This is a genomic window from Halalkalibacter flavus, from assembly GCF_036663575.1.
GTDB classification, from domain to species: domain Bacteria; phylum Bacillota; class Bacilli; order Bacillales; family Bacillaceae_D; genus Halalkalibacter; species Halalkalibacter flavus.
Window position 1 is genome coordinate 94,372 of record NZ_JAWRVK010000007.1, and the last position, 18,860, is coordinate 113,231.

At 36.2% G+C, this 18,860-nt stretch carries 17 protein-coding genes; 3 read left to right on the forward strand and 14 right to left on the reverse strand.

Going from position 1 to position 18,860, the window contains the following annotated elements; all coding sequences use genetic code 11:
• Positions 1-97 precede the first annotated feature (97 nt).
• The gene (locus SAY88_RS06800; protein ID WP_332630429.1) at positions 98-757 is read right to left on the reverse strand and encodes a response regulator; all 660 of its coding nucleotides are present in this window, start codon (positions 755-757) and stop codon (positions 98-100) included.
• Complete coding sequence (locus tag SAY88_RS06805) at positions 750-2,333, reverse strand: sensor histidine kinase (RefSeq protein ID WP_332630431.1); 1,584 nt, start codon at positions 2,331-2,333, stop codon at positions 750-752. The genes SAY88_RS06800 and SAY88_RS06805 overlap by 8 nt, the downstream gene beginning before the upstream one ends.
• A gap of 344 nt (positions 2,334-2,677) precedes the next feature.
• Here SAY88_RS06805 and SAY88_RS06810 point away from each other — a divergent pair, with 344 nt between their 5' ends.
• Both SAY88_RS06810 and SAY88_RS06815 read left to right on the forward strand, forming a co-directional pair.
• A complete protein-coding gene (locus SAY88_RS06810; protein WP_332630433.1) occupies positions 2,678-2,986 on the forward strand; it encodes a PadR family transcriptional regulator in 309 nt (102 codons plus the stop codon).
• A 13-nt stretch (positions 2,987-2,999) separates the two neighbouring features.
• Complete coding sequence (locus SAY88_RS06815) at positions 3,000-4,193, forward strand: chromate transporter (RefSeq protein ID WP_332630436.1); 1,194 nt, start codon at positions 3,000-3,002, stop codon at positions 4,191-4,193.
• A gap of 202 nt (positions 4,194-4,395) precedes the next feature.
• On the opposite strand, the gene SAY88_RS06820 is transcribed toward SAY88_RS06815, so the two are convergent.
• From SAY88_RS06820 to SAY88_RS06855, 8 genes are all read right to left on the reverse strand, one after another.
• Positions 4,396-4,560: a hypothetical protein gene (locus SAY88_RS06820; RefSeq protein WP_332630437.1), complete on the reverse strand. Its 165-nt coding sequence runs from the start codon at positions 4,558-4,560 to the stop codon at positions 4,396-4,398.
• 266 nt (positions 4,561-4,826) lie between these two features.
• Positions 4,827-6,158 (reverse strand): 2-hydroxycarboxylate transporter family protein, encoded by a 1,332-nt coding sequence (locus SAY88_RS06825; protein WP_332630438.1) that lies wholly within the window; start codon positions 6,156-6,158, stop codon positions 4,827-4,829.
• A gap of 32 nt (positions 6,159-6,190) precedes the next feature.
• On the reverse strand, positions 6,191-7,381 hold the full coding sequence (locus SAY88_RS06830; protein WP_332630439.1) for an NAD(P)-dependent malic enzyme: 1,191 nt from the start codon (positions 7,379-7,381) through the stop codon (positions 6,191-6,193).
• 126 nt (positions 7,382-7,507) lie between these two features.
• Positions 7,508-8,215 (reverse strand): response regulator, encoded by a 708-nt coding sequence (locus SAY88_RS06835; RefSeq protein ID WP_332630440.1) that lies wholly within the window; start codon positions 8,213-8,215, stop codon positions 7,508-7,510.
• Positions 8,208-9,806 (reverse strand): DcuS/MalK family sensor histidine kinase, encoded by a 1,599-nt coding sequence (gene dcuS / locus SAY88_RS06840; protein WP_332630442.1) that lies wholly within the window; start codon positions 9,804-9,806, stop codon positions 8,208-8,210. Before dcuS ends, SAY88_RS06835 begins: the two co-directional genes overlap by 8 nt.
• A gap of 19 nt (positions 9,807-9,825) precedes the next feature.
• Complete coding sequence (locus tag SAY88_RS06845; protein WP_332630444.1) at positions 9,826-9,987, reverse strand: hypothetical protein; 162 nt, start codon at positions 9,985-9,987, stop codon at positions 9,826-9,828.
• A 25-nt stretch (positions 9,988-10,012) separates the two neighbouring features.
• A complete protein-coding gene (locus SAY88_RS06850; protein WP_332630445.1) occupies positions 10,013-10,936 on the reverse strand; it encodes a sugar phosphate isomerase/epimerase family protein in 924 nt (307 codons plus the stop codon).
• 394 nt (positions 10,937-11,330) lie between these two features.
• Positions 11,331-12,533, reverse strand: a complete 1,203-nt coding sequence (locus SAY88_RS06855) for a Gfo/Idh/MocA family protein (protein WP_332630447.1) — start codon at positions 12,531-12,533, stop codon at positions 11,331-11,333.
• A 215-nt stretch (positions 12,534-12,748) separates the two neighbouring features.
• Between SAY88_RS06855 and SAY88_RS06860 the strand changes: the two genes are divergently transcribed.
• Complete coding sequence (locus SAY88_RS06860; protein ID WP_332630449.1) at positions 12,749-13,585, forward strand: helix-turn-helix domain-containing protein; 837 nt, start codon at positions 12,749-12,751, stop codon at positions 13,583-13,585.
• A gap of 191 nt (positions 13,586-13,776) precedes the next feature.
• Here SAY88_RS06860 and iolG read toward each other — a convergent pair whose 3' ends face one another.
• The 4 genes from iolG to SAY88_RS06880 form a co-directional block, all read right to left on the reverse strand.
• Positions 13,777-14,814, reverse strand: coding sequence for a bifunctional inositol 2-dehydrogenase/D-chiro-inositol 1-dehydrogenase (gene iolG / locus SAY88_RS06865; protein ID WP_332630451.1), 1,038 nt, complete (start codon positions 14,812-14,814; stop codon positions 13,777-13,779).
• Between the two features lie 63 nt (positions 14,815-14,877).
• A complete protein-coding gene (locus SAY88_RS06870; RefSeq protein WP_332630453.1) occupies positions 14,878-15,732 on the reverse strand; it encodes a sugar phosphate isomerase/epimerase family protein in 855 nt (284 codons plus the stop codon).
• 236 nt (positions 15,733-15,968) lie between these two features.
• Positions 15,969-16,832, reverse strand: a complete 864-nt coding sequence (locus SAY88_RS06875) for a sugar phosphate isomerase/epimerase family protein (protein WP_332630454.1) — start codon at positions 16,830-16,832, stop codon at positions 15,969-15,971.
• A gap of 115 nt (positions 16,833-16,947) precedes the next feature.
• Complete coding sequence (locus SAY88_RS06880; RefSeq protein WP_332630455.1) at positions 16,948-18,432, reverse strand: sugar porter family MFS transporter; 1,485 nt, start codon at positions 18,430-18,432, stop codon at positions 16,948-16,950.
• Positions 18,433-18,860 lie beyond the last annotated feature (428 nt).

Genomic DNA, 18,860 nt, shown 5'->3' on the forward strand with positions numbered 1-18,860 from the left:
TCATAATTACAACAATATAAAGTCCTTACTGCTCTTTTTGGTCTTTAAGTTCTTACTTAAATTACACATAAAAAATTAAGTAAAAACACCCAAGTCATTATACAAAATAATAATGACTTGGGCGTCCTACACTTCCATATTTGACTTGTACTTGAATTTTTTCAATTTGTTCTAGATGTTCTAAGTATCTTCTAACAGTGACTCGTGCCATACCTAATGAAGAAGCCAACTGTTCAGCAGTTACAGGTTCGGATAAATCAACAAGCTTCAACAAAATTTGTTTCATTGTAGTCTCACTTAACCCCTTTGGCAATGATTGATTGCGTTGCTTAATCTGTTTCATTTCATCAATGTCTGATTGACTTAAGGAAGGAGTATTGTTTAACTTGTACCACATTTTATGGTATGTTTCTAAAGCTGTCTTAAAACGATCAAACCTAAAAGGCTTAACTAAATAATCTACAGCACCTAATCGAAACACTTCATGAATTGTTGCTGAATCTCTAGCAGCTGTTATCATAATGACATCACATTCAAGCTCTTGGCTTCGGAGAGACTTTAACACATCAAGTCCTGATTTATCTGGTAAAAACATATCCAATAACACGACATCTGGCTTCGTTTCAAGAATCCCAATTTCTGCATCTGCTCCATTTGTTGCTGTTCCGCATAAGCGAAAAGGTGGAACCTTTTCTAAAAAACCAGTATTCACTTCCAATACCATTGGATCATCTTCAACAATAAAGACTTTAATCATTCAGTTCCCCCTCTTTTCTAGCTTCAATAATCATCTCTGTTCCCAAACCTTCTTCTGATTCAACCGTTATTTTCCCATGATGTGCCGATACAATTTGTTGAACAAGTGCTAGTCCAATACCTCGACCTTCTTTTCCTTTCGTACTAAATCCATATGTGAGAATTCTTTTTTGTACTTCTTTTGTCATACCCTTCCCATTGTCTCTTACACTTATCATAAGGTGGTTTTTGTCAATTTCTATTAGACATTCAACTACTTTATCATCGGCAGCATTTTCAAATGATTCAAAAGCATTCTCAATTAAATTCCCTATGATCGTAACCATATCTCCTGAACTAAGGCTACCATATATTTCAGTTAGATAGCTATTTTGATCTATTAAAAATGTAATCCCAAGTTCTTTTGCCCTTGACCGTTTTCCAAGTATTAGACCTGAGACTGAGTAATCTGTAAAGCGTTCTTTTAGAAATAAGATAATGCTTTCCTCATCGACTGTTTCATCCATGATAATATCTAATGCATCTTCCGTCCGGTCTAATTGGATGAGACCAGCAATACTATGGAGCTTATTCATATATTCATGATTTTGAGCTCTAAGTGCATCAACCAAAGCTTTAACTCCGGTTAGCTCCTCTGCTAAACGTGTCGCGTCCGTTCGATCAATCATCGTTACTAGTATTCCTGCATAGGTTGCTTTTACATAGATAGGATAAATTGAGATAAGGTAGTTCTTTTCAAAAAAAACTACATTCCGGTTAATCATTTGTTCTTTCGGCTCATTCGCTTCCCACGATTGCGGAAACACGTCTTGTAGATGCAATAGAAAGTTTCTTTCCTCACCTTTTATATATCTTTTCGCTAAGCGATTCATAAAAGTAATCTTCCCTTGCTCATCTAATGCGATAATTCCGATATTCATAGCCTGCATGACTGCTGAGCGTTCTTCCACTAACTTGGCAATCTCGTATGGTTCAAGGCCAAAGGTCTGTTTTTTTACGCTACGAGCTAATAAATAAGAACCAACTAAACCAATTAATAACCCCCAAATAAGTGCAGTGAATATATCCTGACTATACGTTGCAATGATCGCCTGAAGGGTTGGCGTTAATATACCAACTACAGCTACACCTACTTGTTCTGCTTCTTCTTCATCCATAATTGGCACAAAGGCTCTCGTCGCATTGCCTAAAGTTCCTTGTGCGATAGATACATATTCACGATTGGCTAATGCCTCTGATTCATCCCCACCTACAAATGTTTCGCCAATTAACTCTTTATTAGGGTGAGAGTAACGGATACTATTCATATCAATTATGACGATATAGTCAACATTCGTAGCCTTTCTTGTTCGCTCAGCGATTGGTTGAATCACCGTTGCTCCTCCCTCTATCCCAACATGCTGACGGATATCAGGCATTTGCGCCACAGTCCTCGCAATAGCAACGGCTCGCTCTCCAATTTCATTTTCAAATGCATCTGTAATATTGTGAATCATATTCCAGCCAATCGTCATAACAGAAGTGATCACAATGACAAAAGACATGAGTAACATTTTCACACGTAAGCTTATTTTCATTGATTTCATCCTTAATAAGTTAATTAAAATGCTCAAACTAAGTTACCTTATTTTAAATAATAAAGGATCGACCAATTTTCATAAAGAAATTCTAGTAAAGAAATAACTGATTTAATGATGTACTTATTCAAGCAAGATTTACGGAGAACCTTCTGTGTTGATAAATCTTTTTACTATTGATTAGTTGTCCTAAAGGTTACGAAAGCCATGAGGACCAACTCCTTCATTGCATGAAACTGTAAAGATATTATTAATTTTCATTTAGTTTATTGCCTATCACTCTCACCTTTGTTACGTTTGTAATATCGGTTTTCGATATTACATTTCGTTAGAGGAGTGATCAATTGGAAGCTAAAGTATTACGTAAGCTTTTTCTTGGCTTCATTCAAATACATATATTACACCATGCAAAAGAACATCCTATCTTTGGATTATGGATGCTTGAAGAACTAAAGGAACATGGTTATGACATTAGTGCAGGAACGTTGTATCCAATCCTACACAATATGGAAGCTGATGGTCTTTTAGTCAGAGAAGAACGAAAAGTTGAAGGGAAAATTAGAAAGTATTATACAACAACAGCAAAAGGCGACACAGTCCTAAACGAGGCTAGAGCAAAAGCATTTGAGCTTTTTAAAGAAATAAAAGAATAAAAGAGGTGGTACAATGGAAAATCAGAAAAGAAACATTGTTAGAAGGTTATTGGAAATACTCCTTGTTTCTACTCGGCTTGGATTCACTTCATTTGGTGGTCCAATTGCTCACCTAGGGTACTTTCATGACGAATACGTTCGTCGAAGAAAATGGATGGATGAAAAAAGTTATGCTGATTTGGTAGCACTATGTCAGTTTTTACCTGGCCCTGCAAGCAGTCAAGTGGGGATTGGAATAGGAGTTATGCGCGCCGGAATATTAGGCGGGATTGTCTCATTTATTGGATTTACCTTACCGTCTGTCCTTGCTTTAATAATCTTTGCTTTAGCGCTTCACAGCTTTGGTTTTACCGATGCTGGCTGGATTCACGGGTTGAAAATTGTTGCTGTGGTCGTTGTAGCTCATGCCATTTTAGGTATGGCAAAAAATTTGACACCCGATGTAAAAAGAAAAACAATCGCCTTATTTGCTGTTGTTGTCACTTTATTATGGCAAACTGCTTTTACACAGGTTGGAGTTATTCTTCTAGCTGGATTTGTTGGTTTTCTTATTTACAGGCATCATACATTAGATGAACAATCAGATGAGAGCCATTTCCCTATTTCTCAACGATTTGCCGTTATTTGTTTAACCTTATTTTTTGGATTGCTTATTGCCCTTCCACTTCTAAGAGAAGCAACGAACCTAAATTGGATTGCAATGTTTGATAGTTTCTATCGTGCTGGTTCGCTTGTATTTGGTGGAGGTCATGTTGTGTTGCCGTTACTTGAGCGTGAATTTGTACCAGCTGGTTGGCTAAGTGAGGAAGTATTCCTTGCTGGATATGGTGCGGCCCAAGCAGTACCTGGACCTTTATTTACTTTTGCAGCCTATATAGGTGCAGTTATAAATGGTTGGCAAGGCGGACTACTTGCAACGGTAGCTATTTTCTTGCCAGCTTTCCTCCTCATTTTAGGGACATTGCCGTTTTGGAACTCGTTACGCCGCAACCCCAAAATCAAAGGAGCTTTAATGGGAGTAAATGCTGCAGTAGTCGGTATTTTAATTGCTGCTCTTTATCATCCTATCTGGACAAGTTCGATTTTATCGGCGCTCGACTTTGCTTTTGCAGCAGTGTTATTTAGTATGTTGGTATTCTGGAAACTACCACCTTGGGTGATTGTTGTGACTGGTGCGTTAGGTGGATTTTTCTTATCATTACTTTAAACAATAAAATGCGGACATCTAGAAATTGATTTAGTCGATATTTAAAAAATGAACGCAAAACAACATATACCATTTGATCGTGATTTTGCAAAAAAACAAGCATTGTGATTTAACTCCACTGCTTGTTTTTTAACGCTCTTCATAACCTGTATCATTTTCCAAAGATAAGTAAATGCGCTACTTAACATATTAGCGTCTGCTCCTAAAGATCATAATAAATTCTTTTGCATAATTCAGCATTTATCCCTTTACTTTTCAACTCTTCAACTATAACTTTTGCTGGTTTCATTCGCTTTAAATTAACAATGCTATCAATTGCATTTTTCACTTCACTACTTCCATTATGGGTCATTTTAGCAAGATTCATTGGTTTATCACCCTCCGAAACTGTTTCTAGCTTTGTACAATTTTAGTATAAAAAATGATTATGAACTGAGTATGAACTTTGCTTATTCCCCATAATGTTCATGAAAATAACATAGTTATTCATAATTAGAACCTCTACCTACGAAGTTATTGTTCCTGTTGTAGTGTACTGAAAAAAGTAACCGATCTTACTCTCACAAAATCACAACAACACGCCCTCCATAATGGAAAGCGTGTTGTTGCTTAAATCTTTTCTTCTAAAATCATTTAAACAAATAACGGTATAATTAAACCAGCAAGCAACAAGATCAAAGCTCCACCTAACCTTGAAGCAATTTGTGCAAATGGCATTAGTTGCATTCGTTTTGCTGCTGATAATACAGCAACATCACCTGTTCCTCCCATATTTGCCATACATAGTCCAGCCGAAATAGCAGATTCAATTGGATAGAAGCCTACTAACCTTCCTAGTAGCGCTGCACCTATTACAGCACCTAATACAACACCGGCTACGAGCAGTACATATTGGATACTTAATGCAGCAAGTACAGCATTTAAATCTGTAAAAGCTACACCAATTCCGAATAATAACGCAAGTGTCCAAGTCTTAGCGACAAATTGATACCACTGACTTGCCCCTTCTACTACGTTTTCAGGAATCAAATTTGCAATTTTAGCAATGGCAACCAAAATAATCATTAGTGCATATGGGTGAAGTGGGATTATCGCCCCTAGTAAGTGTCCACATGCAAAGAATAACAAAGCAGCTAACAAACCAATTCCCATTTTAGAAATATCAAATGTTGATTTCTTCTCTTCCAATTTAAATCCAGGAATAAGCTGTCCATTTCCTGATAACGAAGGAACTTTATTACCGAGACTATTCAAAAGACTTGCAAATACAATAGCAAAGACATTTCCAAGTGCTAATGCTGGAACTAGGATTGAGATGTAATAACTAGGCGGATTTCCTAAAAATTCCGAATATACTTGTGCCATTGGAATCGCACCTGCCCCCATTCCACCACCTAAAATCGGTAAGGCAATGACTAAAACAGCATCTTGGACTGAAAAACCAATTATTAATCCTACTATTCCAGCTATCAGCATCGCCCCGAATACGGCTCCAATGATGGGAACAAAATAACGTGCACCAATTTTCACGAGAACTTTTGAATCCATTCCTAAAATACTTCCGGTAATTAATGCGGCAATATAGAAATCGAGGAAGCCGCCCGTTGTCATGAACTCATCAACACCAGCCGAAACACTCTCAGGTAAGATACCACTATAGACCAAGTAAGCAGAACCAAAGATTGCAACAATCGCTCCTCCACCTAAATAAGATTTAATAATAGGCAGACGGTCACCTATCCAACCAAGCGCTTCACCAAACACTACCATTACGAGTAAACTCCCAATCATTCCTGTCGGCAAAGTCCCAGTATAAACGGTTACAATTGTAATGAGTAAAAAGATAGCAAACCATAATATTGGTAGACCCATTATTTTCACTTGTTTGTTAGGATTAAGATCATATATTGTAGATTCTTGTTTTGTTACCTCATTATTTTCAAGCTTTCTTGCTGTTTGTTCCATGCTCCTCACTTCCCCTCTATCTTATTTACTAGTTAACTTGATTTAACAGTTACTCGATCTTTTTCTAACGCTGATTTTGCTACAGCTTCTGCAACGACCTTTGGAACTTCTTTATTCAACGCATTCGGAATGACATAAGTTGAGCTCAACTCATTTTCCGGGATAACGTTTGCAATTGCATATGCAGCAGCAATTTTCATCTCAATCGTAATGTCCGAAGCTTCAGAATCAATTGCTCCTCTGAAAATACCTGGGAATGCTAGTAGATTATTAATTTGATTTGGATAATCGGAACGTCCGGTTCCAACTACTTTTGCTCCTGCTGCAAGTGCTTCTTCAGGATAAATCTCTGGGATTGGATTTGCCATCGCAAAAACAACCGGATCTTTAGCCATACTCTTCACATGTTCTGTCTTTAATGCTGCTGGTCCAGAAACCCCAATAAACACATCCGCGTCTATAATTGCGTCTTTTAATGTACCTTGAATATTTTCTTTATTGGTCACCATGGCAATTTGCTGTTGGCTTGGGTTTAACCAATCTTCACTTTTATTTACAACTCCTTCTAAACTAACAAGAGTAATATTTGTGAAGCCTGCATGTAAAAGCAATTTAGCAATAGAAATGCCTGCAGCTCCTGCACCATTTATGACAATTTTGACCGCTTTCATTTGTTTCCCGACTACTTTTAGCCCGTTTAGTAAACCAGCCAACACCACAATGGCCGTACCGTGTTGATCATCATGAAATACAGGAATATCAAGGTCTTTCTTCAATCTATCCTCAATTTCAAAACAGCGTGGAGCTGAAATATCTTCTAAATTAATACCCGCGAATGTCGGTTGTAGCGCTTTCACTATTGCGACAATTTCATCAACATTTTTTGTGTCAAGACAAATCGGGAACGCGTCTATATTAGCAAAGTTCTTAAACAGCATACATTTTCCTTCCATTACAGGCATTGCGGCACCTGGGCCAATATCGCCTAACCCTAGTACAGCCGTTCCATCTGTCACTACTGCTACCATGTTTCCTCTAGAAGTTAAATTGTTGATTTCATGAGGGTTCTTTTCAATTTCCTTACATACATCACCAACTCCAGGTGTATAGACAAGACTTAACTCTTCTTCACTATTTATTTCTACTTTACTTACGACTTCTATTTTTCCCAAATGATCTCGGTGTAATTGAATCGCTTTTTCTTTTAAGTTATTAGGCTTCATTTCAATTCCTCCTACTTGTAATCGGTTCCAAATAATCTACAGTTAGTTTAATAAATTCGAACAATTTGTGACAGTTTATGAAACTTAAGAAACCTTTTGTAATTAAAAAAAGCAGCCAATGGCTGCTTAAAATAGATTCTGAAATGTTGATTTCGTTAAATCTTTGTTTACATATAAATAGACTGGCCTTCCAATCGCCCCGTACGTCATCCTCTCTCCAAGTACACCAATTTCCTTCAAGTATTTTATATACTTTCTGACAGAGACACGCGATACTTGTACTTGTTCGGCAATTTCATCAGTGGAAAACGGTTCGGCTTCCTTTTCCAGTATCGCGTTCACAATGACTTGCAAAGTATTGGAGGTTAACCCCTTTGGTAACGACATCTGCTTCTTCTCATTTTGATGAAAAATTTTTCGATCTAGTTCTTCCTGTTTCAGAGAATTTTGCTTTGTTAGCAAATGATTCTTTTCTCTATAGGTCGTTAACGCTTGATTAAATCGTTCAAATTCAAAAGGCTTTATAATGTAATCTACCGCTCCGTACCGTAAAGCCGTCTGGATCGAGTCCACATCATCAGCTGCTGTCACAAGAATCACATCGATCTTCCATTTGTCTTTTTTTCGAATCTGTTGAAGCAATTCTAAACCATTTTTCCCAGCCATATAAATATCCAACAACAGTAAATCTACTTCTTTATGATTGATTACTTCCAACGCTTCATTATAAGATTTAGCTATGTCTACTAACTCAAAACCTTCAACTTCTTGTAAGTACCGTTTATTAAATTCAGCTACCATTGGATCATCATCTAAAATTAATACTTTAATCAATAGAATTCTCCCCTGTTTCATATGGAATCTCAACGGAAATGGTTGTCCCGAAACCAGTAAATGTATCAATAGTTATATTACCATTAAGATCATCAATACTTGCTTTTACAAGAGCTAGACCATAGCCACGCTCTTCTCCTTTTGTTGAAAACCCTTTTTCAAAAATATCCTCTAAATCCTCCGTCTTAATCCCTGGACCAGTGTCCTTCACTTCCAGCTTTAACTTTGATTCCTTTAGCGATAGAACGACGTCAACTCTTTTAAAAGTGCAATCTTCCACTGCTTCAATTGAATTATTAATTAAATTACCTAAAATCGTGATGATCTCATGGTTAACATCAGCCGATTTTGGTTTCGGAATAACATTTTCACTTTTTACTGAAAGCTTAACTCCACATTCCCTAGCATAACTCAATTTCCCTAACAAAAATCCCGATAATACGGCATCTTGAATATCTGTCACTTGCCCAATTTCATGATTTTTATGATTAACTAATTCAAGAATAAACGTCTTTAGTTGTTCATATGCACCAATTCGTACCATTCCAAGGATGACATGCAGGTTATTTTTTACCTCATGAGATTGCGCCCTTAGCGCATCTACATAAAGCTTTACACCTGTTAGCTGTTCGGCAAGCTCATTGACTTCTGTCTTATCCCTCAGTGTCGAAATCGCACCGATAACCTTATTATCAACAATGAGTGGAACTCGGTTCACTAAAATAGAGATCTCATTAATCTTAATTTCTTCTCCAAGCTCTTGTTTTCCTGTTTTTAATACTCGCTCGAGACCATTCATTGGCAAATACTCCGTTACATTCATCCCTATTGGTTCGGGTGGCAATCCAGCCTTATGAAACAAATTCGAAGCTGATTTATTTACAAGTGTAATTCTCCCATCTTTGTCCACTGCTATGATTCCTTCATGGACGGAATGAAGCATTGCATTTCTTTCTTCTAATATCTTCGCTATTTCAGGAGGCTCTAAGCCATATAATGTTTTCTTTATGTATTTAACAATGAGTAGCGCACCAATTAGTCCTACTAATAACCCTACAAGTGATCCAAGTATTATATTTTTGTGGTTTTGATTAATCATTTTTTGAATGTGCTCTAATGAAATCCCTACGGCAACAGCACCGATTTGTTCATTCCTCTCATTCATAACAGGAGAAAATGAACGTAATGAAGTTGTGAGAGTCCCTTCAGATATCGAACTATACTCCTCATTTTCAAAAACTTGAGCTTCGTCTCCACCTTCAAAGGGATGTCCAACTAACTCAGGATTGGGATGTGAATACCGTATCCCATTCATATCCATAACAACAACGAAAAGAACCTCGGCTGATTGACGAACGTCATTAGCATATTGCTGAATCTCTTCAGCCCTTCCTTCTACTAATCCACTTTGGACAATCTCTGATTGTGCGACAATCCTTGCGACCGTAAGTGCTTTTTCTTCTTCATAACGTACACTATTATCATTTATCGATCTGCTTACTAAAAGATCTGTAAATAATAGGGAAAGAAGAACAACCATACAAACGAGCCAAAGGATGATCGTGCGCATTTTAAACTTTTTAATTAACAAGTGCGTCCTCCTATCCTTTTTATACAGATAATGATAAACAATAGCTTTGTTTTATACAAATATAAATAAAAATAGCCATACCGCTTTTTTTATCGGGTATGGCTTTAAAATCGATATTTAATCTTCTTCCTACCATTGCCCAACGGATAGGATTCTTAATTTTCTTTTCACCATTAATCATAATCTATTTCCCTTTTCTCTGATTCTTAATAACCAACACTTTTTAGATAGGACAAACTTTGACTAACATCTTGTAAACTAGTATCTGCATTTCTAGGGTCACGCTCTTGCTCAATCGTGATGTAGCCATGGTAGTTTATGTCCTTAAGTAATTGATGGATGGAATCATAATCAATGATTCCTTGTCCAATCGGACACATCACACCTTTGCCACAAGCTTCGAAAAAGCGAATGTGTTCGTTCATTACTTCTTCATACATTTGTAAATCTATATCCTTAAAATGAATGTAATCGATTCGATCTGCGCAGTCACGCAGCCATTGTACTGGGTCCATTTTTGAATAATATAGATGCCCTGTATCTAAACAAAGGCCTGCTGTTTCATACGGTATGTCTTCTATAAGCTTATTAATTTCATCTTCAAACTCAATATAGCCTCCTGCGTGTGGATGAATAACAGGGCGAACTCCATATTGCTTCCACGCCTTCTCAGAAATAGCGCGAATATGATCCATCATCCTATTCCAATCCTCTGCAGGTAAACGTTCAGCTTGATCTGGATGACCAGCTTTGTAATCTCGTTCGTAATGTCCCCAATCGATGATTACTAGATACGGAGTAGGGAAGTTCTGACCTTCTTCCTGTGGAGCTGGTGGAAGTTTTGTAATAAGAGAACAAATATCATCGACCTGTTTTAATAAGTTTTCGAGATTCGTTTCAGACACCAAATCATCAAAAATTGTACCAGCTATAATGGTTAAATTATTTTTAGAAAGTTCCTCTTGAACTCTCTCTATGTCCATTGGGATGTAACCATAAGGCCCCAACTCAATTCCTTTATAACCTGCTTGAGATGTTTCTTGCAGTACCCTCTCCCATGGTGGAAGATAAGGGTTTTTTGGGTCATCTACTCCCCAACAACAAGGAGCTCCTGATATTTTTATACTCATATACATCACCTCTACATTCAGTCAGTACTTACTGCTTATTGGCTTTCTCTATTAGATTAAGTCTGATTTCCTACAATTATTAAAGCGCTCTCAATAAACTAAAGAATACAAAAACTGATCATTATTGTTTTTTATCTGTGTATGCCCTCTTTTTTATAATTACGGACATTGATATTTTTCATCTACTGTTGTAGGCTTCGAACGGAGTATTCACATTCATAGCATCCTTCCTCTTTAAAATTGTTTAGTAATAATAAGTTTTAAACTATCTATCATGTGCATTTAGGATTTAATCATTAACAGAAGGGGGTGTCTTCAAAAGGCCAAAAACAGACCTTTGAAACACCCCCTTGTGTTTATAATGACGTTAAAAATTGAATAATGCTTAAACGAATTATACTAACTGCGTATTTTGTTCATATTCAAAATCAACCCAAACAGACCCTTGGTCAGCTGAACGGACACAATTTTCAATCCAGCGGACTCCTTCTAGCCCTGCGTTTATATCAGGATAAACAAGATGATCTAACGTAGCTTGATCTCCACGATTTTTAGCATCAATGGCAATAGCAAATTTGAGATAAATATTTGCCCACGAATCAGATAGGCCTTCTACATGCAAAGCTCCTAATCTTTCATCCGCATTGCAGCTTTCATCCAAGTAAGGCATAGCGCGAATTAACGTTTGAGCTGGCTGGCCCTGGATTTCATAGGATAACTCACCAGGCTTGCTGTCCCACCATTCTAGACTAGCTTTTGAACCGACAATGCGAATTCGATGGCCATCCATACATCCTGCATTAACAGATGACGTCCACAGCCTTCCTACTGCACCATTTTCGTAGTGCATCAGTACATAGGCATTATCTTCTAGTGGTGCACGGCTTTCGATAAAGCTTTGACGGTCACAAAGCAATTTACTAATTTTCATATTAGGCATAATCAATTGGGACATATAATATGTGTGTGTGGAAAGATCACCTAAGACAAAACTCGGACCAGCAATCTTCGGATCAACACGCCACTTTTGTGCGGCACTGTATATGTCTGCTTCATCTGTAGCATTAAAACCATGTGTATACTGAAGCTCTACCATACGAATATCGCCAATATCGCCCTTTTCAATCATTGCTCTCATTTGAAGTAACATCTGATTGCCAGAGAATCCATATGTTACTCCTACAATTTTTCCTTTTTCTTCTGCTAGCTTCTTAATCTCCAAGACCTCTTCGGTAGTGAAAAATAAAGGTTTCTCACAAATGACATGAAGATCAGCCTCTAGTGCTGCCTTACAAATTTCATAATGTGTACCATTTGGTGTCGCGATAGAAACAACTTCAATTCCACCTTCTCGTTTCTTTTCCTCGGCGAACATCGTTTTATAATCTGAATAGCAGCGGTCTTCCTTAACACCAATATTCACGCCGAAATCTCTTCCTCTTTCAGGATCGATATCGAATGCACCTGCTACTAATTGAAAAGCTGTATTGTCTCTAAGTGCTCCTGTACGGTGTTTATAGCCTACTTGACTAAGTCTTCCCCCACCTACCATTGCCCAACGTAAAGGTCTTGCAATTTTTTTCTCTCCATTCAACATACCAATTCCTCACTTTCACATTAAGTATCTTAATATTGCTTTTTTCAGCTCAAAAGAAGCTTATGAAATATGCAGTGATATTCTATGACTGTTATAAGTATATCTATAATCACCGGAAACAAAAATACATGAAATTGCTTTTCTATTCATCATTCTTGCTTTTATGAAAACGCAACCATATAATGAATTTAAAGCTAGGTGAAAGGAGTAAAAATATGTTGCTTAATGAACCCGGAGTACTAGATGGCTCCCATTATTACTTTTTTACACCGTCTGAAACAATCAAAAAGTATTATTACCATTTGATCTGCTGTGGCCATTATTATTGTAATGCTGACTACAATATTAAACGTGATTACTTCCCTTACTTTCTATTAGTTTATATTCGAAATGGAGACCTTCATGTAAACTATCAAGATAAATCTGTAACAGCCAAAAAAGGAGATATTTTGTTAATCGACTGCCGTGAACCCCACCATTATTACGGTACTGAAGGACTGGAATTTATCTATATACACTTTGATGGACCGAATTCACATGAATTATGTAGCTATATTATTAAACAGCACGGATTTTTCTTTCAAAGTAAACGAAATATAGAGGTAGGAAAACAACTTTATCAAATGATCTATACTTATTATCAGGAACAGGAAATGTCCATCTCTGATTCTACATGTATGATTTATACAATGATTAATAGTCTCACGATAAAATCCGAAAAACAAAAGAATGAAAGATCCCCCGTTGACGAAGCGATTCAATATATTAAAGAAAACCTAGATAGACAGATCACATTAAAAGAGATTGCAAGCTATGTAAATTTAAGTCCTTATTATTTCTCTCATATTTTTAAATTAGAAACGGGATATGCTCCTATTGAATTTGCAACAAAAAACCGAATTGATACGGCCAAAACTCTATTAAAAACTTCTAAGCTTGCTATAGCTGATATAGCTTACCAAGTAGGATACAGCAGCAGCTCAGGCTTTATAAATATCTTTTATAAAAAGGTCGGTTTTACTCCAACGGAATTCCGGAATCTTACCATTTAATATCTACTTTTTAATAGAAGAGTCTGTTCAAAAAGGGGTGATTTTTCCTTTTTGAACAAACTCTAGAATTCATATAATTGACCTCTAAAAAACACCTTCAAAATTAAAAGGCATGAGCCCAGTACAATACTGGGCTCATGCCAACAAACGATCTAACCTAATATACTTTTTAGCTTAAATAGCTTTATAAATTAAAGTGTTTCGCATACAGATTTTCCACTGTAAAATGCAGGTTTTACTTGAAGTGAAATAGACTCTTTCTCACCTGTTTTCTGTGCTTTCACGCATGCGTCAGCTGTTACAGCTGCGATATAGCCATCCCATGATGTTGGACCTTGAGGCTCACCTTTTTTAACAACAGAATCAATAAAGTCTTGGATTTCCACATCGTATGCATCCATAAAACGATATTTCCAATCTTGTAAGATGCCAGAGCTTAATTTACCGTTTTTACGCGTAACGACACTTGGGAATTCTGGTAAATAAGCCACACCGTCTTCACCAATAACTTCACATTGAATATCGTAGCCATACTTACAATTTACAAACACTTCGACATTCATCACAATTCCACTGTTTGTTTCAATTGTGAATAGCTGTGGGTCTTGTACTTTATCATGTGCATATTTTGTTTTTCTTGGAAATACAACTTGTACTGATTTATAATCATCATTCACTAACCAGTGTAATGCATCAATCTCGTGAATTAATGTATCTACAACAGCCATTTCTGTCACGTAAGACTCACCCACTTCTGGGTTACGGTGTACAGCTCGAACCATTAATGGCTGACCAATTTCTCCTTTATCAATCGCTTCTTTTAATTGAACATAACCGCTGTCATAACGGCGCATGAAACCAACTTGAACTAGTTTTTTGCCTTGTTTCATTTCTGCTTCAACAATTCGTAGGCATCCTTCTGCAGTTGTTGCTAAAGGTTTTTCACAGAATACATATTTTCCAGCTTCAACAGCTGCTAATACAGTTGCTTCATGAGCAGGTCCCCAGCTTGTTACAACAACTACATCGACATTCTCATCTGCAATTAATGTTTTATCATCTGGATATACAACAGCATCTAAATGGTATTGTTCAACCGTTTGTTTCGCCGAATCTTGATTAACATCTGTTACGGCAACAATTTCCCCACCAGATAATGAATTTGTAATTCGATTAATATGTTCTCTCCCGATTGCACCTGTTCCAACTACACCAAATCTTAAAGTCATAATGATATTCCTCCTAATAATAAGTTAAAACGATTTCATTTTCTTCGTAAAATTTTTTTATTCCTAAGCGCGTGAGTAATTATACTGTTCCAATACTTCTAACGTAGTTTCTTTTGCTTTTTTAATTACTTCTTCAGGATCCATTTGATAATATTCTGGTCTGAATAACTCAACAGATGCTACGAAATCGTAGTTTAATTCTTTCAATTTATTCAAATGAGCTTCTAAATCAATTACACCATGACCTGGCCATACACGATCTGTATCACGCATTTGTCCAACCGGAAAACCATCTACATCATTAATGTGGAAAATAAATATTTTTTCTGCTGTTTCTTCTGTTACATCCTCAAATCTTGATCCCATTCCAGTGAATTGAAACGTATCATACACAAGGCCAACATTATCTCTATCAATTTCTTTTACAATGCTATATGCTTGTGCAAAAGTGTTTACCGTATTTTCTGGAATTCCAATAAACTCAAATGCAATCTTGACTCCATAAGGCTCTGCTAAATCAGATAGATGTGTTAATACTCGAACACAACTTGCATTAACTTCTTCTGTTAATGTTTTTCCTTTTTCCGTTACATCAATATTTGAAGGAACGACAGCGATATATTCACAATTTATTTTTTTACAAATCTCTAAATATTCTTTGAATTCTTCAATGATTTTTTCTTCGTCTTCTTTTGTACGATTATTAAAGAAGCATAATGCGTTTAAAGAAAGCGGTTTAATTTTATGGCTGTCAAAATATTCTTTTAAATCATCTAATGTATTTTCTTTTAAATAGTCAATTAACTGGTCAATTGCACGAATTTCAATATAATCATAACCATGTTTTTCACAATACTCTAGATTTTGCTGAAGAGATGCACTTTCCCATGTTGTCCCTTCGTTGAATGCTAATTTCATTAGTTGTTCCCCCTCACGATAATAAGGCTTGTTGTTTTTGTATCTGGCTTTAGTTTAATGCATATTCTTCGTTTCTACTCTATAAAATCTTGCTCGAAAACTGTAGATTAGTGCTTTTTTGATTATTTTTTGGATAACTTTTGGTTTATTGTAACCTACTAAAAGCAGCTAGAGTTTCGTCTCTAGCTGCTTTTACGGTAATCTAAAGGAGCACACTATACAGTTATATTTCTTACTTATATATATAATCCCTCTTTAATTGATTTCAGCGTTAACTCATTTGACCATTCTGGACGATCAGGATAAGCGAAGACTGAATTGGTTACAATTCCATCAAATTTCATTTCTCTTAGCTTGCGATATAATGCGTCAAAGTTTACTTCCCCTTCACCAGGATTTAGGTGCTGATGAATCGTTACTTTTGCATCAGGTGGATTCACAATGTAACGTAATCCAAATGCCGCTTTATGATTTAGCGTGTCGGCAATGAGAACGTGATCTAATAAATCTCCTGCTTCTTCTAAGTGTTTCTCTACATCGCCAATTCCATCATCATAGAAGAAAGCATGGGCAACAGAATAGACCAACTTAATCCAATCTTTATCGAGTGCACGAATCATTCGAATCGCTTCTGTATTCAACTCAATAAAATCATTCGGGTGCGATTGTAAATTTAGTCTAATGCCTTCTTTTTCAAAAAGTGGCATTAATTCATACATTGATTTCACAAAAGCCGCTTCACTTTCTACCGGACGGCTTATGTCACCAGCAAATTCACTGTTCATTAAATCGACTCCTAATTCAGAAGTGATTTCAATACAACGCTTCCAATTTCGCACTGCCGCTTGACGTTCTTCCTCATTTGGAGAAGACCATTGTTGAACAGGAAGGACCGAAGAGATTTTCACCCCAGCATCTGAGCAATATTTCTTAAGATCTTTGATCATCTGCTTATCTACCTTTGGATACTCATAAAACCAAATAAAATCTTTACGCGGTGATAATTCTACATATTCATACCCTAATCTGGCTACGGCATCGATTGTATCTTTTAAATTTGTGTTATCACGATAATGTGACGGATCATAAGCTAAACGCATTTTTTAAACTTCCCATTTCTTTTGAAAAAAAGTATTCCACTGTAAAAACAACTTTTAAAATTTCAATCAATTACAATATTTAAAAATACATGTTTTTATCTAATTTCAATCAAATTTAATTCGCTTTTCTATCAGGAGCCATATCTGTTGTTTCTAGTTCAATTTTTTTTTCAGCGAGCCAAGTCTCTTCAATTTCTTCAAGTGATTTATTCTTCGTTTCAGGAACGAATTTCAGTACAAAGAAAAAGGCGAACGTACTAATAAGGCCGTAAATAAGGAAAACTCCTGTGCCTAAAGCTTCATTTAGTGGCGGGAATGTAGAAGAAGCAGCTAAATTCGCTCCCCATACTAATGTTACAGCAATCGCAACAGCCTGGCCTCTAATCTTATTAGGGAATAGCTCCGAGAGGATAACCCATGTAACAGGTCCCCAAGTCATCTGGAAGACAGCTACAAACCCTAAAATAAATAATAGTGTAAGAATCCCTTGAATACCTGCAAAGAAAAGTGCTGCTACTGCAGTTAAACAAATAGCACATCCTGCAGAACCGAAAAGAAGTAAGAACTTTCTTCCTCTTTTATCAATGAGTTTGAAAGATATGAAGGAAACAAGAACTCCTATAGCTCCAACAAAAATCGTTTGGAACATCGATGTTGACTGATCAGCACCAAGATTTTCAAAGATCCGAGGAGCATAATATAGAATAACATTTATGCCGATAAATTGTTGTAATACTGCCAAAGTCATACCTACGATCAATACTAACTTTCCATAATAAAACAAGCTGACTTTTTCTGTTTTCGTGTTTAAAGATTGTTTGATCTGTTGTAAAGTTTCACTTGCTACTTGTTTAGATCCATTGATCTTTTCTAATAAGTTGTATGCTTTGTCATATTCGTTTTTAAGAGCCAAGTATCTTGGCGTTTCCGGAATAAATAACAGCAGGAAGAAAAATAATGCGGCTGGGATTAATTCTGAAGCAAACATTAATCTCCATCCAATGTCATTGATCCACTCAGTGGTCCTACCTAAGGCTATTTGCCAGTTGACAACGTATACAATCGTTTGGCCAAAAACAACAGACATACTGTATAAAACAACCATTTTCCCTCTAATATTTTGAGGACTCATTTCACTAATGTAAATTGGTGCGATGGCTGAAGCTAAACCTACCCCAATACCACCTATGATTCTATAAATATTAAAAGTAACTAACAATGCAAGACTAGGTTCACCTGCAGTAAAGAATAAAATCTCTGGGTATGCTGAGCCTAGTGCCGATAGAAAAAATAACGCAGCTGCAATGACGAGAGTATTGCGTCGTCCGATTCTATTGGACAAAATCCCAGAAATGACTGCTCCGATAATACACCCAATCAATGCACTAGATACAGTAAGCCCATGAACAAACGAACTTAACCCTAAGCTGTCTACTAAATATAATTGTATGGATTGTTCTGCACCTGCAATAACTGCTGTGTCATAACCAAATAGAAGTCCACCTAAAGAAGCCACTGCGGCTACAAATAAAATATAATATCGTTTGTTATTTTTCATAAAAGTGAAGGATAATCCTTCTCCCCCCTTATTTATTTCCAAATGTCATAATCTCTTGCAACTTTTCCCCAATATGAAAATTAATTCATTCCATTGTTTTTGAATAGCTTCTTCAAACTAACTCTAAAACTGTTAATGAAATCGTTATCAAATATATCCATTATTATTAACGAAATTATTATTTATTATGTTAGTGGCTGAAGCCTTTATTTTACAAAAAAGCCTGACAATTAATGAAAACGTTTTCTATTAGTAGAATAAAAAATGTAGAATTTTTTTCTATAGCTTTTTGTCTTTATTTTGAGAACATGAAATACAATTTCATTTCTACTAATAAAGAAAAGTGTACCAAAAGGTCAACAACAGTCCTTTTGGCACACCCCTGAAGCAAAAATTGCTAATTTGCAAAAAAACTTAAAAGGAGTGTGTTCCTCCATATTTAATTTCATTAATCTAATAAAATCATACTA

Bases quoted from the DNA above. Each gene is read 5' to 3' on its own strand.
- SAY88_RS06825 (WP_332630438.1), bottom strand. From the start codon at position 6,158: ATGGAACAAACAGCAAGAAAGCTTGAAAATAATGAGGTAACAAAACAA.
- SAY88_RS06815 (WP_332630436.1), top strand. From the start codon at position 3,000: ATGGAAAATCAGAAAAGAAACATTGTTAGAAGGTTATTGGAAATACTC.
- SAY88_RS06800 (WP_332630429.1), bottom strand. From the start codon at position 757: ATGATTAAAGTCTTTATTGTTGAAGATGATCCAATGGTATTGGAAGTG.
- SAY88_RS06845 (WP_332630444.1), bottom strand. From the start codon at position 9,987: ATGATTAATGGTGAAAAGAAAATTAAGAATCCTATCCGTTGGGCAATG.
- SAY88_RS06870 (WP_332630453.1), bottom strand. From the start codon at position 15,732: ATGAAATTAGCATTCAACGAAGGGACAACATGGGAAAGTGCATCTCTT.
- SAY88_RS06820 (WP_332630437.1), bottom strand. From the start codon at position 4,560: ATGAATCTTGCTAAAATGACCCATAATGGAAGTAGTGAAGTGAAAAAT.
- iolG (WP_332630451.1), bottom strand. From the start codon at position 14,814: ATGACTTTAAGATTTGGTGTAGTTGGAACAGGTGCAATCGGGAGAGAA.
- SAY88_RS06830 (WP_332630439.1), bottom strand. From the start codon at position 7,381: ATGAAGCCTAATAACTTAAAAGAAAAAGCGATTCAATTACACCGAGAT.
- SAY88_RS06875 (WP_332630454.1), bottom strand. From the start codon at position 16,832: ATGCGTTTAGCTTATGATCCGTCACATTATCGTGATAACACAAATTTA.
- SAY88_RS06860 (WP_332630449.1), top strand. From the start codon at position 12,749: ATGTTGCTTAATGAACCCGGAGTACTAGATGGCTCCCATTATTACTTT.
- SAY88_RS06855 (WP_332630447.1), bottom strand. From the start codon at position 12,533: ATGTTGAATGGAGAGAAAAAAATTGCAAGACCTTTACGTTGGGCAATG.
- SAY88_RS06805 (WP_332630431.1), bottom strand. From the start codon at position 2,333: ATGAAAATAAGCTTACGTGTGAAAATGTTACTCATGTCTTTTGTCATT.
- SAY88_RS06850 (WP_332630445.1), bottom strand. From the start codon at position 10,936: ATGAGTATAAAAATATCAGGAGCTCCTTGTTGTTGGGGAGTAGATGAC.